The organism is Rhizobium sp. H4 (genome assembly GCF_003013335.1).
GTDB classification, from domain to species: domain Bacteria; phylum Pseudomonadota; class Alphaproteobacteria; order Rhizobiales; family Rhizobiaceae; genus Rhizobium; species Rhizobium sophoriradicis.
Genome location: NZ_PSOW01000012.1, coordinates 45,981 through 69,345, shown reverse-complemented (window position 1 = coordinate 69,345; position 23,365 = coordinate 45,981). Strand labels below are relative to the sequence as shown.

At 61.5% G+C, this 23,365-nt stretch carries 11 protein-coding genes and 1 tRNA gene; 9 read left to right on the top strand and 3 right to left on the bottom strand.

Annotated elements, in window-relative coordinates:
* Positions 1–2: 2 nt before the first annotated feature.
* Entirely contained in the window at positions 3–1,292 is a 1,290-nt protein-coding gene (gene aceA, locus C4N04_RS19315; protein WP_077992488.1) for an isocitrate lyase, read from the bottom strand.
* Between the two features lie 193 nt (positions 1,293–1,485).
* Between aceA and C4N04_RS19310 the strand changes: the two genes are divergently transcribed.
* The 5 genes from C4N04_RS19310 to C4N04_RS19290 all read left to right on the top strand — a co-directional run bounded on the left by C4N04_RS19310 (position 1,486) and on the right by C4N04_RS19290 (position 7,074).
* The gene (locus tag C4N04_RS19310; protein ID WP_038686971.1) at positions 1,486–2,895 is read left to right on the top strand and encodes an XRE family transcriptional regulator; all 1,410 of its coding nucleotides are present in this window, start codon (positions 1,486–1,488) and stop codon (positions 2,893–2,895) included.
* 124 nt (positions 2,896–3,019) lie between these two features.
* A complete protein-coding gene (locus tag C4N04_RS19305; protein WP_038686972.1) occupies positions 3,020–4,117 on the top strand; it encodes a polyamine ABC transporter substrate-binding protein in 1,098 nt (365 codons plus the stop codon).
* Between the two features lie 76 nt (positions 4,118–4,193).
* A complete protein-coding gene (locus tag C4N04_RS19300; RefSeq protein WP_106796847.1) occupies positions 4,194–5,336 on the top strand; it encodes an ABC transporter ATP-binding protein in 1,143 nt (380 codons plus the stop codon).
* A 4-nt stretch (positions 5,337–5,340) separates the two neighbouring features.
* Positions 5,341–6,252: an ABC transporter permease subunit gene (locus tag C4N04_RS19295; RefSeq protein ID WP_038686974.1), complete on the top strand. Its 912-nt coding sequence runs from the start codon at positions 5,341–5,343 to the stop codon at positions 6,250–6,252.
* Between the two features lie 3 nt (positions 6,253–6,255).
* A complete protein-coding gene (locus tag C4N04_RS19290; RefSeq protein WP_106796787.1) occupies positions 6,256–7,074 on the top strand; it encodes an ABC transporter permease in 819 nt (272 codons plus the stop codon).
* A 1-nt stretch (position 7,075) separates the two neighbouring features.
* Here the strand turns inward: C4N04_RS19290 and C4N04_RS19285 are convergent, their stop codons facing one another.
* Entirely contained in the window at positions 7,076–8,965 is a 1,890-nt protein-coding gene (locus C4N04_RS19285; protein ID WP_106796786.1) for an AsmA-like C-terminal region-containing protein, read from the bottom strand.
* Between the two features lie 233 nt (positions 8,966–9,198).
* On the opposite strand from C4N04_RS19285, the gene C4N04_RS19280 reads away from it, so the two are divergent.
* Positions 9,199–11,151: an acetoacetate--CoA ligase gene (locus tag C4N04_RS19280; protein WP_106796785.1), complete on the top strand. Its 1,953-nt coding sequence runs from the start codon at positions 9,199–9,201 to the stop codon at positions 11,149–11,151.
* A 329-nt stretch (positions 11,152–11,480) separates the two neighbouring features.
* On the opposite strand, the gene C4N04_RS19275 is transcribed toward C4N04_RS19280, so the two are convergent.
* Positions 11,481–15,278, bottom strand: coding sequence for an ATP-binding protein (locus tag C4N04_RS19275; protein WP_106796784.1), 3,798 nt, complete (start codon positions 15,276–15,278; stop codon positions 11,481–11,483).
* Positions 15,279–15,490: 212 nt separating this feature from the next.
* Between C4N04_RS19275 and C4N04_RS19270 the strand changes: the two genes are divergently transcribed.
* The 3 genes from C4N04_RS19270 (at position 15,491) to C4N04_RS19260 (ending at position 23,348) form a co-directional block, all read left to right on the top strand.
* Complete coding sequence (locus tag C4N04_RS19270; RefSeq protein ID WP_039617976.1) at positions 15,491–15,940, top strand: phasin; 450 nt, start codon at positions 15,491–15,493, stop codon at positions 15,938–15,940.
* Positions 15,941–16,071: 131 nt separating this feature from the next.
* Positions 16,072–16,148: transfer RNA gene (locus C4N04_RS19265), tRNA-His, on the top strand.
* Between the two features lie 681 nt (positions 16,149–16,829).
* A complete protein-coding gene (locus C4N04_RS19260; protein WP_106796783.1) occupies positions 16,830–23,348 on the top strand; it encodes a M10 family metallopeptidase C-terminal domain-containing protein in 6,519 nt (2,172 codons plus the stop codon).
* Positions 23,349–23,365 lie beyond the last annotated feature (17 nt).

The window sequence follows — 23,365 nt, the reverse complement described above, 5'->3', positions numbered from 1 at the left end:
GGTTATTCCGCAGCCGGTTTGAACTGCGCATGTTCGGTTGAATCGTGCATCGCCGTGGTCGATGAGCGGCCGCCGGTGATGGCGAGCGACACGGCGTCGAAATAGCCGGTGCCGACCTCGCGCTGATGTTTGGTGGCGGTATAGCCGTAGTCCTCTGCGGCGAATTCCGCCTCCTGCAGCTCGGAATAGGCCGACATCTGTCGCTGCCGGTAGCCGCGCGCCAGTTCGTACATGCCGTAGTTCAACTGGTGGAAGCCGGCGAGCGTGATGAACTGGAACTTGTAGCCCATCGCCCCGAGTTCGCGCTGGAACTTGGCGATCGTCGCCTCGTCGAGGTTCTTCTTCCAATTGAACGAAGGCGAGCAATTATAGGCGAGCAGCTTGCCGGGATGGACCTTGTGCACGCCCTCGGCAAAGCTGCGCGCCTGCTCGAGATCCGGCTTGGAGGTCTCGCACCAGATCAGATCGCAATGCGGCGCGTAGGCGACGGCCCGGGCGATGCACGGCTCGATGCCGTTTCTGACCTGGTAGAAGCCTTCGACCGTGCGCCCGGCATCGTAATCGACGAAGGGCTGGTCGCGCTCGTCGATATCCGAGGTCAAGAGCTTTGCCGCTTCCGCGTCGGTGCGGGCGATCACCAGCGTTGCCACGCCCATGACGTCGGCGGCAAGCCGGGCGGCGTCGAGATTGCGGATATGGGCGGCCGTCGGGATCAGCACCTTGCCGCCGAGATGGCCGCATTTCTTCTCCGAGGCGAGCTGGTCCTCGAAATGCACGCCGGCAGCACCTGCCTCGATATAGGCCTTCATGATCTCGAAGGCGTTGAGCGGTCCGCCGAAGCCGGCTTCCGCATCGGCAACGATCGGCGCGAACCAGGTGTCGACGGAAAGCCCGTTGCCTTCCGAGGTCTCGATCTGATCGGCGCGCTGCAGCGTGCGGTTGATGCGCTTGGCAAGCTCGGGCCCGGCATTGGCGGGATAGAGCGATTGATCGGGATACATCGCCGATGCCGTATTGGCGTCGGCCGCCACCTGCCAGCCGGAGAGATAGATTGCCTTCAGCCCGGCCCGTACCATCTGCATCGCCTGGTTGCCGGAGAGCGCCCCGAGGGCATTGACGAAATCCTCCTGGCGCAGCAGCCGCCACAACCGGTCCGCCCCCATTTCGGCCAGCGTGTGGGTCAGCGCCACCGAGCCTCTGAGCCGCTGCACATCGGCGGCCGAATAGGGCCTTTCGATGCCGTCGAAGCGGCCCGCCGGTGCATTGGGAACAAGTTTGTAAAAATCGGTCATGCTGATCTCCTCGCTGCAAAACCTAAATCAGGGGTGTTGATGACAAGATTGACAACATCGTGCGGGATGACCAGAAAAACCTTTGATTTCCTAGCCGGAAAGAGGTTAAGATGACGAGGATTGACAGAGTGGCGCTGTGAATTTGTAAAGTTTTGTAAACGTTGGCGCCGCTTGCTTGTCAAAGGGTGTGACAATGGCGGAACGGAAGATATTCGCAGGCCCGAAATTGCGGCGCATCCGCAATGCGCTGGCGCTGACGCAGACCGCCATGGCCGAGGCGCTCGAAATATCGCCCTCTTATCTGAACCTGATCGAGCGCAACCAAAGGCCGTTGACGGTGCAACTGCTCTTGAAGCTCGCGGCCGTCTACAGGGTCGATCTGGAGGAGTTGCGCGGCCAGACCGGCGGCAGCCTCGGCCAGCTCAAGGAGGTCTTTGCCGATCCGCTGCTTGCAGGCGAATTGCCCGGCGACCAGGAGCTGGTGGAAGTGGCCGAGGCCGCACCCAATGCCGCAAGCGGCATGATCAAGCTCTATCGCGCCTATCGCGAACAGGCCGCCCGGCTGTCCGATCTGACGGCGCTGATGGCCGCTGAGGGACATGCACCCGTTGCCGCCGGCCGGTTGCCGCTCGACGAGCTGCGCGAGGCGCTGGAGCGCAGATCGGCCTATTTCGGCCGGATCGAGACGGCGGCGGAAGCCTTTGCCGCGACGCTTCCCGGTGGCGCTGATCTTGCCGCCGGGCTGAAGGACTGGCTGCGCGCCGAGCGCGGCATTGCGGTGCGCGTCCTGCCGGTGCACGTCATGCCGGATCTGCGCCGCCGTTTCGATCGTCATTCGATGCGGCTGTTCATTTCCGAGCGGCTGTCGCCGGCCGACCGCGCGCATGAGATCGCAATCGAGGCGGCCAACCTGGCTTTGCTGCCGGCCATCGATGCCGAGCTCGACGATCTCTCGCTCTCCTCTGCCGAGGCGCGCCGCATTGGCCGTTTCGAGCTGGCCCGCATCGCGGCCCTGGCGCTCGCCATGCCCTATGAGGCCTTTCTGTCGGCGGCCAAGGCGACGCGCTATGACATCGATATTCTTCGTGCCCGCTTCGGCGTGTCCTTCGGCCATGCCGCCACGCGTCTGACCATGCTGCAGCGTCCTGGGGCGGCGGCCATCCCCTTCTTCCTGATGGAGATCGATGCCGCCGGCCACCGGCTGCGGCGAGGCGGCGCCCAGGGTTTTCCGCAGGCCCGTTTCGGCGGCGGCTGTCCGAAGCTCAATATTCACGCCGCCTTCCTGCAGCCGGGCCAGATTCTTGCCGAGACGGTGGTCATGCCGGATGGAGCATCCTTCCTGACGGTCGCCCGCACGCTCGAGGGGCCGAGCGTCGAATTCGGCGAAAGGGTCAGGCGCACGGCGATGCTGATCGGCTGTGACGCCGCCCTTGCAGACGGCCTGGCCTACGGGCAGATGACGGCGGTCGATCCGGTCGCGATCGGCCCGGCCTGTCGCCTCTGCGAGCGGCGCGGCTGCCTTTCCCGCGCCGAGCCGCCGGTGACGAGACCGCTCGGGCTCGACGAGATGGTGGCGGGGCTCAGCGCCTTCGACTTCCAGTGATTGTGAAATCGTTGAGAGCGCAGTTTTTGCGCTTGTGGGCTTAGAAATTCCTTCTTAGTCTGCGGGCAAACCAGAGGGAAAAGACGTCCGGGAATGCGGACGCTTTGAACAAACAGGAGAAGTCATGAGGTCAACCATCGCAAATGTGACGGCCGCCGCCATTGCCGCGCTCTTTGCCGCCGCTCCGGCCTTCGCCCAGGAGCGCGTGGTCAATGTCTACAACTGGTCGGATTATATCGACGACAGCATCCTGACCGACTTCACCAAGGAAACCGGCATCAAAGTCGTCTACGACACCTTCGATTCGAACGAGACCGTCGAAACCAAGCTGCTTGCCGGCGGCACCGGTTATGACGTCGTCGTTCCCACCGCCGACTTCCTGCAGCGCCAGATCCAGGCCGGCGTCTTCCAGAAGCTCGACAAGTCGAAGCTGCCGAACCTGTCCAACATGTGGGACGTGATCCTGCAGCGCACCGCTGCCTACGATCCGGGCAACGAATATGCGGTCGATTACATGTGGGGGACCGACGGTATCGGCTACAACGTCAAGAAGGTCGCGGAAATCCTCGGGCCCGACGTTAAACCCGGCCTCGAAGTGATCTTCGATCCGAAGGTCGCCGAAAAGTTCAAGGACTGCGGCATCTACGTGCTCGACACGCCGAAGGACGTCATGACCACGGCGCTGCGCTATCTCGGCCTCGATCCGAACTCCACCAAGGCCGAAGATTTCAAGAAGGTCGAGGAACTGCTGACGGCGGTCCGCCCGTATATCCGCAAGTTCCATTCGTCCGAATATATCAATGCCCTTGCCAACGGCGATATCTGCATCGCCTTCGGCTATTCCGGCGACATGCTGCAGGCCCGCGACCGCGCCGCCGAAGCCAAGAATGGCGTCGAGGTCAACTATTCGATCCCCGCACAGGGCGCCCAGATGTGGTTCGATATGATGGCGATCCCCGCCGATGCCAAGCATGTGGCCGAAGCGCATGAGTTCCTGAACTACATGATGAGGCCCGAGGTGATCGCCAAGGCGAGCGACCACACTTTCTATGCGAACGGCAACAAGGCTTCGCAGCAGTTCATCAGCAAGGAAGTGCTGGAGGATCCGGCTGTCTATCCGACCGAAGAGGTGATGAAGAACCTGTTCACCGTCAAGCCGTGGGACCCGAAGACCCAGCGCACGGCGACGCGGATCTGGACGAAGGTCGTCACCGGCCAGTAAGTCAATGCCAGGCCCGGACGGCAACGTCCGGGCCTTTCAATTGGCGGCCGAATACGCATATTTTTCGGGGAATAATATGAAATCCTTAGGCAATATCCGCCGCGCTTTCGCGCCTTGGACCGATCCGTCCGCAAAACCTTTCATTGCCTTCAAGAATGTCACCAAGCGCTTCGGCGATTTCACCGCCGTCAATGATCTGTCGCTTGATATCTATCACCGCGAGTTCTTCGCGCTGCTCGGCGCGTCCGGCTGCGGCAAGTCGACGCTTCTGCGCATGCTCGCCGGCTTCGAACAGCCGACATCGGGCGAAATCGTTCTCGATTGCACCGACCTCGCCGGCACGCCGCCCTACAAGCGGCCGGTCAATATGATGTTTCAATCCTACGCGCTTTTCCCGCATATGACCGTCGAGAAGAACATCGCCTTCGGCTTGAAGCAGGACGGCATGCCGAAGGACGAAATGGCCGAGCGCGTCGCGCAGATGCTGAAGCTCGTCAAGCTCGAGCAGTTTGCGTCGCGCAAGCCGAACCAGCTCTCCGGCGGCCAGCGTCAGCGCGTGGCGCTCGCCCGTTCGCTCGCCAAGCGCCCGAAAGTGCTGCTGCTCGACGAACCGCTCGGCGCGCTCGACAAGAAGCTGCGCGAGGAAACCCAGTTCGAGCTGATGGACCTGCAGCAGAGCCTCGGCCTCACCTTCGTCGTCGTCACCCACGACCAGGAAGAGGCGATGACCATGGCCGACCGCATCGCCGTCATGAGCCACGGCAAGGTCGTGCAGGTGGCTACACCGGCCGAAATCTACGAGGCGCCGAATTCCCGCTTCGTCGCCGATTTCATCGGGGACGTGAACATCTTCGACGGCAAGGTGACGACATCGGGGAACGGCGCAACCGAGATATCAGTCGACAGCGGATTCACCATCCGCATCACCGCGCCCGACGCTCCGGCGATCGGCAGCACGGCCGGGTTTGCCATCCGCCCCGAGAAGATCCGCGTCAGCCGCGCGGCGCCGGCGAACGCCGCGGTCAACGCGGCCAAGGGCGAGATCTGGGATATCGGCTATCTCGGCGACATGACCGTCTTCCATATCAAGCTGGCGAGCGGCCAGTTCGTCAGAGCCTCTTTGCTCAATGCACAGCGTTCCGTCGAAGACCCCTTCACCTATGATCAGGACGTCTGGGTCTCCTTCGATGAAGATGCCGGCGTGCTGCTGAAGGATTGAGATCATGGGCACGCTGGCCTCACGCTTCTATAACCGCCTCGTCATCGTCATTCCCTACGCCTGGCTGCTGCTCTTCTTTCTGGCGCCGTTCTTCATCGTCTTCCGCATCTCACTGTCGACGACGGCGATTGCCATACCGCCCTATGAGCCGGTCTTCTCCCTTGCCGATGGCTGGGCCGGCTTCTGGAGCAAGGTCGCGACCTTCTCCTTCGACAATTACGGTTATCTCACCGACGATCCGCTCTACTTCAACGCCTATCTGTCGAGCGTCATCATCGCTGGTATCTCGACCTTGCTGATGTTGTTGATCGCTTATCCGATCGCCTATGGCATGGCGCAGGCGCCGCGCACCATCCGCCCGACGCTGCTGATGCTCGTCATCCTGCCGTTCTGGACGAGCTTCCTGATCCGCGTCTATGCCTGGATTGCCATTCTGAAGCCCGAAGGCCTGCTGAACCAGCTTCTCCTGTCGCTGCATGTCATCGACACCCCGCTGATCATTCTCAACACCCCGACGGCCGTCTATATCGGCATCGTCTATTCCTACCTGCCCTTCATGGTGCTGCCGCTCTATTCGGCGCTCGAAAAGATGGACGGCACGCTGATCGAAGCGGCCCAGGATCTCGGCTGCACGCCGATCCGGGCCTTCTGGCGCGTCACGTTCCCGCTGTCGATCCCAGGCGTGGTGGCAGGCTGCATGCTGGTCTTCATCCCAGCCGTCGGCGAATTCGTCATCCCCGATCTTCTCGGCGGTTCGCAGACGCTGATGATCGGCAAGACGCTCTGGAACGAGTTCAATGCCAATCGTGACTGGCCGGTTTCCTCGGCGGTTGCAACCATCCTGCTGATGATCCTGGTGATCCCGATCGTCTTCTTCCAGAATGCACAGGCCAAGGCCGAAGAGCGGGGGAGATAGACCATGCTGCGATGGACCCGTTTCAACATCATCTCCGTCGTGCTCGGCTTTGCCTTCCTCTATCTGCCGATCGTGCTGCTGGTAATCTTTTCCTTCAACGAGTCGAAGCTCGTTACCGTCTGGGGCGGCTTCTCCACCAAATGGTACGTCTCGCTGCTGTCGAACCAGGCTTTGCTCGATGCCGCCTGGGTGACGATCCGCGTCGGTCTGCTGTCGGCCACCTTCGCCACCATCCTCGGCACCATGGCGGCGCTGACGCTGGTGCGTTACACCCGCTTTCGCGGCCGCATGCTGTTCTCCGGCATGGTCTATGCGCCGCTCGTCATGCCCGAGGTCATCACCGGCCTGTCGCTGCTGCTGCTTTTCGTGGCGATCGGCTTCGACCGCGGCTTCTGGACGATCACACTGGCGCATACGACGCTGACCATGTGCTTCGTCGCCGTCGTCGTGCAGTCACGGCTTTTAAGCTTCGATCAGTCGATCGAGGAAGCGGCGCAGGATCTGGGGGCGCCGCCGGTGCGCACCTTCTTCGAAATTACCCTGCCGATCATCTCGCCGGCAGTGTTTTCCGGGTGGATCCTGGCGTTCACGCTGTCGCTGGATGATCTCGTGATCGCAAGCTTCACCTCAGGCCCGGGCGCAACCACGCTGCCGATGAAGATCTACAGTCAGGTGCGCCTGGGGGTGACGCCGGAGATCAATGCGATCTGCACCATCCTGATCGGCATCGTCGCGGTCGGCGTCATCTGCGCCTCGATCATTACCAAGCGCCGCGAAATCCAGCGGGACCGGGACGAGCGGGCGGCTGCCGCCGCGGCCTGATTTACTGCGCGTGAGGGCTGTTGCCGAACAGCGGGACCGGCGAAATGACCGGGTTTGGCCAGGAGCCACCGATGAAGAACGGCAGAAGCGGCAGCTCGGCCGCCTTGGCCGGATCGGTTGCCTCCAGCGATCCGGAAAGCGCCAGCCCGTTGGACTGATAGGTGATGACACCGGAGAGCGTCAGCGTCTGTGCTGGCCCGGTGATATGAGCGTCGTGGATCTCGGCCGAACCATTGGCGAAATCGGCCTGAAGATCCAACCGGCCGAAGGCAAACGCGCCGCCTGCCGCCGCACTTAGCGGGAAGAACTGCTTTTCGGCCGCCTGGCTCCGCAGTGCTGCGGCGTCGATGCCGGGGAGCGTGCCCTCTTTCGTCCAGAAGTGCAGCCTGCCGGTAACGTCGGCAAGGCCGGTCGTCCAGATCGCCTTCGGCGACTGCAGGTCGAGATCGAGCGACCCGGTCGCAAGCGGCAGCGGCCCTTTGAGCTGCAGGCGCTCGGCAAGGGCTGCGAAGTCGGCGTCGCGGATCGACAGCTGCAATTTGCCGCCGCCGTCGAAATCGCGGCGCGTCGCTTCCAGATGGGCGGTCATCTCACCGCCTTCGAAGGCGCTGTCGCCGATATCGAATTTCGCCTCGCCACCGGTCACGATCATGCTGGCGCCGACGTCGGAAAGCTCGAAGAGGCCCATCTGCGCGCGTAACGCCGAAAGCCTGACGTCGATGTCGAGCAGTTGCAGCGGTTCGCGCATGCCCGAGATTTCCTCCGCCTCGCCGGCGGCAAGTCTCAGCGCAAAGGCGTCGAGGAATGGCTTGAGGTTCATCTGGTCGAAGGCAAGCGTGCCGCCGATCTTCGGACGTTTGCCGGGTTGGGTCAAAAAATCCATGACGCCGGTGGCGCTTGCCTCGTTCAGCGACAGGCTGAGGTCGTTGAAACGCAGGCCGCTGCCCGACGACACAATGTCGGATTCCAGCGACGCGCTCTTCAGTGTCCCGATGCCGGGGATCGATCTGCCCGACCATGTGAGAAGCGCCGGCACATCGGGAATGCTGGCGGCGATATTGCCGGAAAGGGCTGAAAGGCTGGCGATGCTGGCAATCCCCTGGAAACGCGCGGTCAGCAGGTTTGACGTCAGCGATGTCCGCGTCTCGGCGCTCTTGCCGGCAAAGGCGAGCAGCGGCTGGCGCGAGGCGAAATCGACCTTCAGGTCCTCGCCGTCAATGCGGGCGATGACGACAGCCGAGATCGCGCCCGAGAGCCGCGGCCAGGCAATATCGGCCGTGATGCTGTCGAAACGGTAGGTCTTGGCGCTCATGATGTCGGTGACTGCAAGCGTGCCGTCTTCGACGGTCACCGCGCCGATCTCGGCGTCGAGAGCGGGATCGAGCACCTCCGCTCCGTTTTCGTAACGCACGCCGTTGATCGCACGGGCAAGCAGGCCGGCATAACTCCAGTCGATCAGCCCCTTTTCGTCACGCGTCAAAGCCAGGTTCGGCCGCACCAGATGGAATTCGTGGAAACTGGTTCGGCCTCTCAGCGCATCGATGAGGCTGAAATCGGCCGAGAGGCTTTCAATGCTGCCGAGCAGCTTGTCGCCGCTTTCGCGCGGCTGGCGGATCGTGACCTCGTTCAGTATGATGCGTGGAGTCGGCCAGAATTCGAGAACTGGATCACCTTTGATCTCGGCCTGATAGCCCGTCCATTTCGACAGCGCGTCCTCGATGCCGGAGCGCACGAAACCGGTCGTGATGAGATAGGGCGCGGCCACCCTCAGCGCCACGAAAAGCCCAAGCACAATCAGCAGCAGCACGGTCGAAACACGCGCAAAAGTCGGCAGCCAGCGCGAAACGGGTCCGATCTTCCTGCGCCACCTGCGATGTCTTGACGTACCCATGATCTCCGCCGGTCATTCAGCCGGTTAAGCCGTTAAGCGCTGATTTCGCCGGATATAGGAAATATCGGGCAGATGCAAATCCCTCCAGCGCCGCGTGTGCGCGGGTATTTTGGTTCGACGCTGAGATCGGTTGCGCTTTCCGCCCTGTTCGCCGGACGTCGGATGCGCTCGGGTTCCGCCCTTTATAATGCAATGCAGCATGATATAAAGGCGAGATTGGGGAGGAGGATTGAATGCAGGACAACAGACCACTTTGGGTGCCATCGGACGAAGCCGTCGCAAAAAGCCCGATCCATGCCTTCATGGAGCGCTGCAATAGAGACTTCGGGCTATCGCTTTCAGGCTTTGAGGACCTGCATGCATGGTCTGTCGCCGAGCGGGAGAAATTCTGGTCGACCGTCTGGGATTTCTGCGGCGTGAAGGGAAAACGCGGCGCGGAAGTGCTGATCGACGGCGACAGCATGCTCGGCGCCCGGTTCTTTCCCGAGGCGACGCTGAACTTCGCCGAAAACCTGCTGCCCGGCCGCGGCGAGGGCGACGCCATCCTCTTTCGCGGCGAGGATAAGGCCAGCGATCGCTGGTCGTGGGATCGGCTGCGTGCGCTGGTCTCGAGGCTGCAGCAGGCCTTCAAGGCGCAGGGTATCGGCGAGGGCGACCGTATCGCGGCCATGATGCCGAACATGCCGGAGACCGTCGCCGCCATGCTGGCGGCCGCCTCGATCGGCGCCATCTGGTCGTCCTGCTCCCCCGATTTCGGCGAACAGGGCGTGCTCGACCGTTTCGGCCAGATCGGCCCGAAGCTCTTTATCGCCTGCGATGCCTATTGGTATTCGGGTAAGCTGCAGGATGTCGGCGCCAAGGTCGCCGCGGTGGCGAAAAGCTTGGGCGTGCCGACGATCGTCGTCCACTATGCCGGCGATGCCGAGGCGGTGGCGCGCGCAACGCCTGGCGCTTCGACGCTGGAGACCTTCATTGCGCCCTATGAGGCGAGCGAAATCGAATTCACCCAACTCGCCTTCGCCCATCCGCTCTACATCCTCTTTTCCTCCGGCACGACGGGCGTGCCGAAATGCATCGTCCATTCGGCCGGCGGCACGCTGTTGCAACACCTGAAGGAGCAGCGGCTGCATTGCGGCCTCGAGGCCGGCGAGAAGCTCTTCTATTTCACCACCTGCGGCTGGATGATGTGGAACTGGCTGGTCAGCGGTCTTGCCAGCGGCGCCACGCTGTGCCTGTTCGACGGATCGCCATTTGCGCCCGACGGCAATGTGCTGTTCGACTATGCCGAGGCCGAGAAATTCGCAATCTTCGGCACGTCGGCGAAATATATCGATGCGGTGCGCAAAAGCGGCCTGACGCCGCGCCAAAGCCACGATCTCTCCAGCCTGCGGCTGATGACCTCGACCGGCTCGCCGTTGTCGCCCGAAGGATTCACCTTCGTCTATGAGGGCATCAAGGCAGATGTGCAGCTCGCCTCGATCTCCGGCGGCACCGATATCGTCTCCTGTTTCGTGCTCGGCAATCCGCTGCAACCGGTCTGGCGCGGCGAGATCCAGGGGCCGGGCCTCGGCCTTGCCGTCGACGTCTGGAATGATGACGGCAAGCCGGTGCGCGGCGAGAAGGGCGAACTCGTCTGCACCAAGGCCTTCCCCTCGATGCCTATCATGTTCTGGAACGATCCCGACGGCGCCAAATATCGCGCCGCCTATTTCGACCGGTTCGACAATGTCTGGTGCCACGGCGATTTCGCCGAATGGACGGAGCATGGCGGGCTGATCATCCACGGACGCTCGGATGCGACGCTCAATCCCGGCGGCGTGCGCATCGGCACGGCCGAGATCTATAATCAGGTCGAGCAGATGGAAGAGGTGGCCGAGGCGCTCTGCATCGGCCAGGAATGGGAGGACGACGTGCGCGTCATCCTTTTCGTTCGCCTGGCAGCGGGCGTGACGTTGACCGAGGATCTGGTCAAGGCGATCAAGACACGGATACGCACCGGCGCCTCGCCGCGCCATGTGCCGGCCAAGGTCATCGCGGTTGCCGATATTCCCCGCACCAAGTCAGGCAAGATCGTCGAGCTTGCCGTGCGCGAGGTCGTGCATGGCCGGCCGGTGAAGAACCAGGAAGCGCTCGCCAATCCCGAGGCGCTGCGGCTCTTTGCGGGCTTGAGCGAACTCAAGGATTGATAAGGAATCGTAAACCACAAGCTTTCACCATTCAGCAATCCCCTGTCATGGAAACCTTTCGTTAAGAAAGGTTAGGCAAAGGTTTGAGTAACTTGGGGGCCGTACATGAACGAGGCGGCCTGAAGCCCTACAGCGCCGCGCGGGTTCAGCCGCGCAAAGGACGCTGTAGCACTTTAAGTTGCTGCATGATTCCTAAATCGATTCCGATTTAAGAATCATGCAGGCGGGCTTACGAAACATGACGTTGATCGACTGAGCTCTTGTTGAACAGCACCAAATTCAAGGCAGCCTCTGGCTGCCTTTTTTTTCGCTGCACCAGAGATTAAGGATCAGCCGGCCAGCACGCGCTGCGACGGGAAGGTGATCTCGACGAGCGTGCCTTCGTTCGGCGCCGAATTGATCGAGAATGTCGCCCGGTTGGCATCGACCATCGCCTTGGTCAGCGGCAGGCCGAGCCCGGTGCCGTCGCCGCGATGACGCGCCTGAGTCGAGGAGACCTGCCGGAACGGCTTCATCGCCTGGTCGAGCTCGGCCCGCGTCATGCCGACGCCGGTATCGCGGACCCGCAACACGACGCTGCCGTTCGCCTCGTAGGAGGTGGAGACGACGATCTGCCCGCCCGAGGGGGTGAAGCGGATGGCGTTCGACAGGATGTTGAGCGCGATCTGCTTGATCGAGCGCAGATCGGCTACGACATCAGGCACCGCATGCGACAGTGCAGTGCGGATGATGACGCGCTGGCCGTTTGCCTGCGGCTGCACCAGGGCCACGGCCTCCGAGACCGCTTCGTTGAGGCCGACGGCGGCAAAATCGAGATCCATCTCGCCCGCCTCGATCTTCGAAATGTCGAGCAGGTCGTTGACGATGTCGAGGACATGCCGGCCGGAGCGGCCGATGTCGTTGGCATATTCGATGTAACGGGGGTGGCCGATCGGACCGAAGCGCTCGCCGGCCATCATATCGGAAAAGCCGATAATGGCGTTGAGCGGCGTGCGGATTTCGTGGCTGACGCGGGCGAGGAAATCGGTCTTGTGGGCGTTTGCGGTTTCGGCCGCCCCCTTGGCATTGCGCAACTCCTCCTCGGTGCGCTTCCACTGGGTGATGTCGCGGATGACGGCGCAATAGCCGTTCGAGGAGGTAAGCCGGCCCATCGTCATGAACAGCGGCACGAAGCCGCCGGCAGCCTCGCGGCCGATCACTTCGCGCCCGTCGTTCAGGACGCTGGCGACGCCATGGCCGGAGAGTCCGTTCAGATAGTCGAGAACCGCTTTCTGGCTCTCATGGGCAAACAGCATGACAAAGGGTTTGCCGCGCGTCTCCTGTTCGTCGTAATTGAAGAGCGCGCTCGCCGATCGGTTCATCGAGCGGATGTCGCCCTCGGTGCCGATGACGACGACGCCATCGGTCGCCGTTTCAAGGATCGAGCGCAATTCCTCCACTTCGACCTGGAGCTTGGCGACCTTCTCGACCATCCGTTCCGGGCGCGCTTCCGACCGGCCCGCTTCGGCGCGGGCGTCTTCCTTGCGTTCCACCGGCATCAGCGCCAGCATCAGGGCGTTGGCATCTTCCCATCGCACCGATTGCAGCCGCGCGGTCACCGGCGTCAGCGTGTCGTCGGCCTTGACCAGCATCATGGTGCCGGAGCCGGTCGCGTTCTCCTCCAGATCGCGGCGCTGCAGCAGGGCCTCGATGCCGCCCACCTCGCGCAGCGCATCGAGGGACGCGTAGCCCGTCAGCCGCATGAATTCGGGGTTGGCATGGAGCAGCGCATCGCCGACATGGATGAGCACCGCGACGGGCAGCTGATCGACCGTTCCGGCCGACAGCCCGTCGGTCATCTTGACCCGCGGCGGAATAAAGCTCGTGAGAACCTCGATCTGGCTCACTGTCTCCTCGAGCCCTTCCGTCACCTGGTCCTCTTCTATGGCGGCGGGCTCTTCAGCCTCTTCTCGCAGCACTTCGGCCGCGTTCTCGAAAATTGCTTCCTGCGGCGCCATTTCCTCGGCCGAAGCGATGTCGGCCGCATCGCCGACGGGCGTTTCGTCCGTGAAGGTTTCCGGGTTCGAGCTTTCTTCGTAAGCCGCCGTTTCCGTGGCGCCGGCGTCGCTCGGCGCCGGAGCGGCAGGATCTTCGCTGCGGGCGCCGAAGGCTTCCAGGCGCTTGGCGATCTCGCGGAAATTCGCCTGTTCGGCGGCCGTCAACGCGGCGCCCGTACTGTGAAGCTGAACGACCTTGTCGGTGAAACGGCGGTTGGGTGTTTCGACGACGCGAAGCGCCGGCGGTTCGTCTGCGGCATTTTCCTGGGCTGATGTCTCGAGGGTCGTCTCTTCGCCGGACACTGCTTCCGCGGCCGTCTCTTCGGCCTGCGGCGCGGCTGCTGCCCGCGTCTCATTCCTGGTCTCAATCCTGTTCTCGTCCGCCGCAGTCGGTTCCGCTGCGGCCTCCCCGGATGTGGCTTCCATGTCAGGCGCCGGGTCGGCGACAGGCTCGGCGATCGGGCCGAGGCTTGCCGCATCATGGCCGACGCCATCCGGGCCGAGCGTCAGGCCAAGCGCCAGCGGATCCTCCTGGGCGTCGGAGAGCCTGACGACGCCGAAGCCGCGAAAACCATCGAAGTCGCGGTTGCGGGTATAGGTCGGCAGTGCCGCGAGATCGACCGGAACGACGAGGCTAGTGCCTTCGACCGGCCAGAGGATCGTCTTGCCCGACCACGTGTCGCGGCGCGCGAGCGCCTCGGACAGCTTACCGTCCGTATCAAGGTTGAAGAGAGCGGCGATATCGCTGAAGGCGGAGCCGATGATGGCGGATGCATGCGGACCGACGGCCTCGGCAAATTCATGGCTGACCTCGTTGAAGCGGCCTTCCGCATCGATCTTCCAGACGAAGCGCGTGGCGCGGCTGTTCGGCCGGAAGACGAAACCAGGCTCCGGTGCGGGTGCCGGGGCAAGGGACGCGTCGGCAACCAGCGGCGCTGCGATGACCGGCTCTTGGTGCATGGTTGCCGGCGCCTCTTCGGCGGGCATCTGACCGGCTTCGGCAGATTCCGCCGCCCCGTTCGTTTCCGCGGCCTCGTCAGCGGACTGGGCCGTATCGCCGTCGACGAGGCGGTCAGGCTCGTCGGCCTCATCCGCACTGCTGTCAATCGCGCCGTCATCGTTTTCCGGCGCCGCGTCTTCAGCCGGATGCATCCCTGCATTCATTTCGGCGGGGGCGGCCGCTTCTGCCGGCTGTTCGCTTTCGCCGGCGATCTCCTCAAGGGTCTCTTCGACTTCTTCGATGTCAGACACCGCGTCGATGATCTCGGTGAAGCCGGTTGCTGCGACCGGCTCTTCCGGGGCAGGTTCGGTCGGCGGCGCGCTTGCTTCCGCAACCGGCGCGTCAGCCGCCGGTGCATCGACGGCGTCAAGCACGGGTGCATCAACCGCATCGAGCACGGGCGCATCGACTGGGTCGAGATGACCGATCGCGGTTTCCACGGCAAACAGCAGATTGAGCGCCGGATCGTCGCTGAGTTTGCCGACTGCGGCAGGGAGATAACCCTTGCCGGTGGCGACGGGGCGTTTCACCAGCCGGTCTGGATGGGCACCGGCAAGGTTGATCAGCGTCTTGGCGGTCTCGCCCGATATGGCGAGCGAGGCAAAGCCCGGCGAGGCGGCGATGACCTCGCCATAGGCGCCGATGACAGCCATATGCGTGTCGGGGTCGTCGAGCCCCTGCAGCATCTGGGCCGCCGAAGCGCCTGCCGTCAGCGGCCTTGCCGCAACCGGCACTGAAAAGAGGATGGCCTTCTCGCCCTGGGAAAGCCGGATTAGTTCGGCCGCCGCCTGCACCTGCGCACGCTGGAAGCCTTTGGCGACGCGGATCATCAGGCTTCTGTTGTCGCCGACGTCGGCGAGCTGGCGCGCCGCTGTTTCCAGCTGGCGAAACGTGATATCGGTGCGATCGACACCTTGATCGAGCAGATCATAGACCGCCGAATGACCAAAAAGCTCCGCACCCGCACCGTTCGCCCAGAGCAGCCGGGCAAGATCGGCCGAAAACAGCACCATCGCCTCGCCGCGTGAAAAGCGTTCCCGCACCCGCGCATGCACGGCGATATCGATGAACGGATATTGGACTGCGGGCATGATCGAACCTTGTCGCTGTAGGCCTTCTAAATTAACGGCTTATTAATAACTGCAGGTCGCACGCCGGTCCAGAACAGCGGGGTAGTTTCGGCCCACAGGGTTAACGTCTTGTGCGTTGCACAATAATTGTTGCAATGCACAATGAAATGCCCTATATAGACGTCATTCGATGATCACAGGCAGCGGCTGCCTCAACCCAAAAGGAATGCGACATGGCTACCATAAAGACCGATGACGTTTTTTCAATCGCTTCTTTCGACCCGTCCAAGCTCACGGAATCCTTCCGCGAATTCGCTGAAAAGGGCGCACAGCAGTCGAAAGACGCCTACGCCAAGCTGAAGACCGCCGGCGAAGAAGCCGGCAAGACGCTCGAAGCCACCGTCCAGACGGCCCAGGCCGGCACCGTCGAGATCGGCCTCAAGGCAATCGACGTTCTGCGCGTCAACGCCGAGAGCTCGCTCTCGCACATGGAAGCACTGCTCGGCGTCAAGTCCGCAGCCGAGTTTTTCGAACTGCAGACCTCGTTCTTGCGCAAACAGGCCGAACTCGCCGTCGAACAGGCGAAGTCGATGCAGGAAACCACCAAGCAGGTGGCCGAAAAGCTCGCAAAGCCTTCCAAGGACGCCGCCGAAAAGGCCATGGCCTCCTTCAAGGTTGCCTGATCGGTCTTTGCCGACTGCAAACAAAAAGGCTGGACCTCGCGTCCAGCCTTTTTGTATATTGACGAGGAATGGGGCTTGAATTCATCGCCAAGTCCTCGTATGTGACCCCCATCGCGCCCGGCGCGGTTTATGCGGTTGTAGCTCAGTTGGTTAGAGCGCAGGTTTGTGGCACCTGAGGTCGGAGGTTCGAGACCCCCCAACCGTACCATCTCTCCCACGTCAAGTCGCTTTCGAGCAAGTCGTTTGAACGTCATTTCGAACGAAATTGTCGCAGCAGATGCTGAGGTATTCTGCAAATCGCAAGCTTTTGGAAGCTAATTGCGCGGCGCCCTCAAGAGTCGACGCTCCGACCGCGAGTTGCTGCTTATTTGCCACATCAAATCGAACATTTGGAAAGGCACAACCGCCCATATGGTGCGATAGTGCCATCTGAGCTACATGTGCAGCACAGCAGCACCAAGGTCCGCAATTGCGACGATCCGCCACTCGATCCGGAAGAATCCCCCACGCCAGCATGTCGCGGAAGATGCGAACAGCGAAGCCTACCTCGCGGCAAGAGAGGCGGAGATAGCGTTCGGAGCGTCGAAACGTGCGGAGCCGATATCGCCGAGCCTGAGACTTACTAAATTTCAGCACACGAATGTAACGTCAATTTAAGTGCCGTCATGCCAGCAATTGCCGAGGTTCGGACGGGCAGAGCGCAGAATCCTGGAATATGTCTTGTAGCCCTTGAAAGAGGTTGCGGAGGAAGCGTTTCATTAGCGCTAGTTGCCAAGATCAAAAACATTCCTGAACAGAAATGAAGCTTTTAGTTGAAGTTTCTCTCTTTATGGAGCAGAGGGAAACTGGCATTAGGCGCGGCCGAATGGAATAGGCAAACGGGGATTTTATGACGGACCTTATTACTCCGACGAAGATCGTTAACGTGACTGGCGATAACAAGGTTGACGGGCTTCTTGATGCCTTTGCCTGGGACGGAACGATAACCTATTCGTTTCCCTCGACCTCGACATTTTATGCCTATGGCGAGGAAAAATACTATTCTTTCTCTTCAATTTCGTCGCAGCAGCAAGCTCTCGCCTTGTACTTTATGGAGCAGTCCTATGGGAGTGCGGCAAATGACGGCTTCTCCGTAGAGGGGTTCACGAACGCCAACTTTGAGGCCGGGAACGCGGGTACCGCAACGGTGCGGTTCGCTCAATCGTCTCTGCCTGACACGGCATGGGCCTATATGCCAAATGGCACCGCCGGCGGCGATGTCTGGTTCGGGACGGGATATGCTGGCACCGAAGATGATCTTCGCTTCCCGAGGTTCGGCAACTATGCGGGCCATACCTTGGCGCATGAGTTGGGTCATGCTCTCGGGCTGAAACATGCTCACGAAGCGGGTGATTTCAATGGGATAGTCGTTCCGAGCGCCTACGACTCGCTCGAATACACGATCATGACCTATCGCACATATGTCGGAGACGATGCGAATGGGCTCGAGTATGAGCATGATGGCGCGCCACAAACCTTCATGATGCTCGACATCGCCGCCCTGCAGGAAATGTATGGTGCGGACTATACGACGAACAGTGGCGATACCGTCTATAAGTGGAATCCCAACCAGGGCATTACCTATGTCAATGGGGTGGCAGCCATCACGCCCGCTGCCAACAGGATCTTCGCAACAATCTGGGACGGGGGCGGTACCGACACCTATGATCTGAGCGCTTATACCACCGCCCTCAAGATCGACTTGCATGCAGGGGGGTACTCGGTCTTTTCCCAGAGCCAGTTGGCCGACCTGGGAGGAGGTCCGAATAATGGCTACGCCCGCGGCAACATTTTCAACGCGCTTCTTTATCAGGACAATACTGCGTCCTTGATCGAGAACGTTAAGGCCGGCTCCGGCAGCGATACTATTGTCGGCAACGAGGCGGACAATACGCTCTGGGGCAACGCCGGAAACGATTCCCTTACCGGCGATTCCGGCAATGACACACTCGACGGCGGGACCGGAATCGACAAGATGTCGGGCGGGGTGGGCAACGACGTCTACATCGTCGACAATGCCAACGACACCGTGATCGAGAATGCCAATGAGGGGACGGACACGGTCCGGACGACGGTTGGGGATTTTACACTCGGCGCTAACGTCGAAAACCTGACCTACATCGGCACCGATGGGTTCGCCGGTTATGGCAACGCGGCGGACAATGTAATTACCGGCGGGACGAGGTCTGATTGGCTGGATGGGAAGGCCGGCGCCGACACGCTGATCGGTGGTGCGGGTGATGATACCTATACCGTCGATAGTCTCGGCGACGTCGTGGTCGAGGCGGCCGACGGCGGAGTTGACAGGATCTTGACCGATCTTGCCGTTTATTCGCTGGCGGACATCGCCAATGTCGAGGACCTATCCTTCCGCGGTAATGGCAATTCTACCGGTACCGGCAATAGCCTCGACAATATGATCACTAGTGGGTGGGGCAATGACACGCTCTCTGGTGGGGCAGGCAACGACACTCTGGACGGTGGCCAGGGAGCCGACTCACTTACCGGCGGGACCGGCAACGATATTTTTGTCGTTCGCGATGCCGGCGACACTATCATTGAAAACGCCGACGAGGGCATCGATACGGTGCAGACGTATCTTACGGGCTACACACTGGGCGCCAACCTCGAGAACCTCACCTATCGCGGACCTTGGGTGTTTGGTTTTGTGGGCACGGGCAACAATCTCGATAACGTGATCACCGGGAGTGGTTCCGCCGATACGCTTTCCGGCGGCGCCGGCGATGACACGCTGGACGGCTGGGCAGGTGCGGATACCTTGATCGGGGGTGTGGGCAACGACACCTATATCATCAACAATGCCGGCGTCCTCGTCACCGAAGAGGCCAATGGGGGGATCGACACGGTTCGCACGGCATTGGCGAACTATACGCTTGCCGCCAATGTCGAGAACCTCACCTATACCCGCACGGCAGCCTTTACCGGGACAGGCAATAACCTCGCCAACACGATCAAGGGCGCAGCAGGTGCGGACACCTTGGACGGAAAGGCCGGCGCAGACATACTGATCGGCGGTGTGGGCGACGACACCTATATTGTCGACGACGTTGCCGACGTGGTGACTGAAAGGCCGAATGAAGGAGCCGATCTGACCAAGACGACGCTTTCTTCCTATGCTTTGACCAATAATGTTGAAAATCTGACCTTCATCGGCACCGGCGATTTTGCTGGTACCGGAAACAGACTTGCCAACACGATCACCGGCGGTGCTGGCAACGACACGCTTGACGGCGGCGTCGGCAACGACACGCTTGATGGCGGCGCCGGCGACGACATCTATGTGGTCGACAGTGCGAGCGACGTGATCAAGGACAGCGCCGGCACGGATGAAATCCGCACGGCGCTTGCAGCTTACTCGATCGCCGCATTGGTCAATGTCGAGAACCTGACCTACACGGGGTCCGCCAGCTTCACCGGCACCGGCAATGCGCTTGCCAACATGATCACCGGCGGTGCCGGCAATGACACGCTTGATGGCGGGGCCGGTGCGGACAGCTTGATCGGCGGTGAGGGCGACGACACCTACATCGTCGACAATGCCGGCGACCTCGTCAGCGAAGCCGCCGATGAGGGAACCGATACGGTTCGCACGGCATTGGCAAACTATACGCTTGGCAGCGATGTCGAGAACCTCACCTATATCGGAAAAGCAGCCTTTGCCGGGACGGGCAATAGCCTCGACAACACGATCACGGGTGGCGCAGGTGCCGACACTCTGGACGGCAATGCCGGCGCAGACATACTGATCGGGGGGGCTGGCAACGACATCTATATTGTCGATGACGGTGCCGACGCGGTCACCGAAGGGCTGAATGCAGGAACCGATCTGATCAAGACGGCGCTTTCAAGCTATACGCTCGGCAACAATGTCGAGAATCTGCTCTATACGGGATCCGCCAGCTTCACCGGCACCGGCAATGCGCTCGTCAATACGATCACCGGCGGCGCCGGCAACGATCTTCTGGACGGCGGCGCCGGCAACGACACGCTTGACGGCGGCGCCGGCGACGACATCTATGTGGTCGACAGTGCGAGCGACGTGATCAAGGACAGCGCCGGCACGGATGAAATCCGCACGGCGCTTGCAGCTTACTCGATCGCCGCATTGGTCAATGTCGAGAACCTGACCTACACGGGGTCCGCCAGCTTCACCGGCACCGGCAATGCGCTTGCCAACACGATCACCGGCGGCGGCGGCAACGATACGCTGAATGGTGGAATTGGCGCCGACAGCTTGATCGGCGGGGTGGGTGGCGACGCCTATATCGTCGACAATGCCGGCGACCTTGTCAGCGAAGCCGCCGATGCGGGGATCGACACGGTTTGGACGACATTGGCCGCCTACACACTGGGGACCGATGTCGAGAATCTCACCTACTTCGGTAAGGCAGCCTTTGTCGGGACTGGCAATGATCTCGCCAACACGATCACGGGTGGCGCTGCCGCCGATACGCTTTCCGGCGGTGTCGGCAACGATACGCTGAATGGCGGGGCTGGGGCCGACACGCTGATCGGCGGGACCGGCAACGACACCTATATCGTCGACCATGCCGGCGATATCGTCACCGAGGCCACCAGCGCCGGGACCGACACGGTTCGCACGACACTGGCAAGCTATACGCTTGGCAGCGATGTCGAACATCTCACCTACATCGGCACGTCAGCCTTTGTCGGGATAGGCAATAGCCTCGACAACACGATCACGGGTGGCGTTGCCAGCGATACGCTTTCCGGCGGTGACGGCAATGATACGCTGATTGGTGGAGCCGGGGCCGATCGTTTGATCGGCGGGACGGGCGACGACACCTATATCGTCGACATTGCCGGCGACCTCGTCACCGAAGCCGCCGACGCAGGGACCGACACGGTTCGCACGACACTGGCAGGCTATACGCTCGGCAACAATGTCGAGAACCTGACCTACACCGGATCCGCCAACTTCAGCGGCGCCGGCAATGCGCTGGCCAACACGATCACCGGCGGCGCCGGCAACGATATGCTGAACGGTGGGGCCGGTGCGGATACCTTGATCGGGGGGGCTGGCCACGACACCTATATCGTCGACAATGCCGGCGACATGGTCACCGAAGCCGCCAATGAGGGAACTGACACGGTTCGAACGAACCTTGCGAGCTATACGCTTACCGGCAATGTCGAGAACCTGAGCTTTGTCGGCACAGGAGCTTTCGCTGGTACCGGTAACAATCTCGACAACACGATCACGGGTGGCGCTGCCATCGATACGCTTTCCGGCGACGCCGGCAACGATATACTGAATGGTGGAATTGGCGCCGACAGCTTGATCGGCGGGGTGGGCGACGACGCCTATATCGTCGACAATGCCGGCGACCTTGTCACCGAAGCTGCCGATGCGGGGACCGACACGGTTTGGACGACATTGGCCGCCTACACGCTGGGCAGCGATGTCGAGAATCTCACCTACTTCGGTACGACAGCCTTTGCCGGCACAGGCAATGATCTCGACAACACGATCCGGGGCGCGGCAGGTGCCGACATTCTGGACGGGAAGGCCGGCGCAGACATACTGATCGGCGGAGCGGGTAACGACACCTACATCGTCGATGAGCTGGCTGACGTCGTCACTGAGGCCATCAATCAAGGCACCGATCTGATCAAGACGGCGCTTTCTGTCTATACGCTGACCAACATTGCCAACGTCGAGAACCTGACCTTTGCCGGGACCGGCGACTTTGCCGGGACTGGCAATGGTCTCGCCAACATCATCACCGGCGGTGCCGGCAACGACACGCTGGACGGTGGCGCCGGCAACGACATGCTGATCGGCGGCGCCGGCAACGACATCTATATCGTTGACAACGTTTTCGACGGCGTCGTCGAGGCGGCCAATGCCGGTACTGACGAGATCCGCACCTCGCTTGCGACCGGCTCGATCGCCGCCTTGGTCAATGTCGAGAACCTCACCTACACGGGATCTGCCAGCTTCACCGGCATGGGCAATGCGCTTGCCAACACGATCACCGGCGGCGGCGGCAACGATACGCTGAATGGTGGAATTGGCGCCGACAGCTTGATCGGCGGGGCGGGTGGCGACGCCTATATCGTCGACAACGCCGGCGACCTTGTCAGCGAAGCGGCCGATGCGGGGATCGACACGATTTGGACGACATTGGCCGCCTACACACTGGGGACCGATGTCGAGAACCTCACCTACTTCGGTAAGGCAGCCTTTGTCGGAACAGGCAATGATCTCGACAACATGATCACGGGTGGCGCTGCCAGCGATACGCTTTCCGGCGGTGTCGGCAACGACACGCTGAATGGTGGGGGCGGAGCCGACACGCTGATCGGCGGGACCGGCAACGACACCTATATCGTCGACCATGCCGGCGATATCGTCACCGAGGCCACCAGCGCCGGGACCGACACGGTTCGCACGACACTGGCAAGCTATACGCTTGGCAGCGATGTCGAACATCTCACCTACATCGGCACGTCAGCCTTTGTCGGGATAGGCAATAGCCTCGACAACACGATCGCGGGTGGCGCTGCCAGCGATACACTTTCCGGCGGTGCCGGCAATGATACGCTGAATGGCGGAGCCGGGGCCGATCGTTTGATCGGCGGGACGGGCGACGACACCTATATCGTCGACAATGCCGGCGACATCGTCACCGAAGCCGCCGATGCAGGGACAGACACGGTTCGCACGACACTGGCAGGCTATACGCTCGGCAACAATGTCGAGATCTTGACCTATACAGGGTCCGCCAGCTTCAGCGGCGCCGGCAATGCGCTGGCCAACACGATCACCGGCGGCGCCGGCAACGACATGCTGAACGGTGGGGCAGGTGCGGATACGTTGATCGGCGGTGCGGGCCACGACACCTATATCGTCGACAATGCCGGCGACACCGTCACCGAAGCCGCCGACGCGGGGACCGACACGGTTCGCACGATACTGGCCGCCTACACAGTGGAGACGAATGTCGAAAACCTCACCTTTATTGGAACGGGGCCCTTTGCCGGAACAGGGAATGCGCTGAACAACGTTATCGTCGGCGGGAGTGGTTCCAATACGCTGACGGGCGGCGCCGGCAACGATATCCTCACTGGTGGAGCGGCAGCCGACGTCTTTGTTTATTTGGCGAACTGGGGCCATGACACGATCACAAACTTCCTGGCAGCAGGCTCGGCACATGACACGATCTCGATCGATCACGGCATCTTCGCCGACTGGGAATCACTTTTTGCGGCATCCGAGCAGTCCGGCAATGATACAATTATCACGGCCGATTCCGACAACTCCATAACGTTGAAGAATGTTGCTCTTTCAAGCCTGCAGTCGTGGGACTTCTTGTTTGCTTGATGCTCGGATCTCGCGGC

Bases quoted from the DNA above. Each gene is read 5' to 3' on its own strand.
- aceA (WP_077992488.1), bottom strand. From the start codon at position 1,292: ATGACCGATTTTTACAAACTTGTTCCCAATGCACCGGCGGGCCGCTTC.
- C4N04_RS19310 (WP_038686971.1), top strand. From the start codon at position 1,486: ATGGCGGAACGGAAGATATTCGCAGGCCCGAAATTGCGGCGCATCCGC.
- C4N04_RS19305 (WP_038686972.1), top strand. From the start codon at position 3,020: ATGAGGTCAACCATCGCAAATGTGACGGCCGCCGCCATTGCCGCGCTC.
- C4N04_RS19300 (WP_106796847.1), top strand. From the start codon at position 4,194: ATGAAATCCTTAGGCAATATCCGCCGCGCTTTCGCGCCTTGGACCGAT.
- C4N04_RS19295 (WP_038686974.1), top strand. From the start codon at position 5,341: ATGGGCACGCTGGCCTCACGCTTCTATAACCGCCTCGTCATCGTCATT.
- C4N04_RS19290 (WP_106796787.1), top strand. From the start codon at position 6,256: ATGCTGCGATGGACCCGTTTCAACATCATCTCCGTCGTGCTCGGCTTT.
- C4N04_RS19285 (WP_106796786.1), bottom strand. From the start codon at position 8,965: ATGGGTACGTCAAGACATCGCAGGTGGCGCAGGAAGATCGGACCCGTT.
- C4N04_RS19280 (WP_106796785.1), top strand. From the start codon at position 9,199: ATGCAGGACAACAGACCACTTTGGGTGCCATCGGACGAAGCCGTCGCA.
- C4N04_RS19275 (WP_106796784.1), bottom strand. From the start codon at position 15,278: ATGCCCGCAGTCCAATATCCGTTCATCGATATCGCCGTGCATGCGCGG.
- C4N04_RS19270 (WP_039617976.1), top strand. From the start codon at position 15,491: ATGGCTACCATAAAGACCGATGACGTTTTTTCAATCGCTTCTTTCGAC.
- C4N04_RS19260 (WP_106796783.1), top strand. From the start codon at position 16,830: ATGACGGACCTTATTACTCCGACGAAGATCGTTAACGTGACTGGCGAT.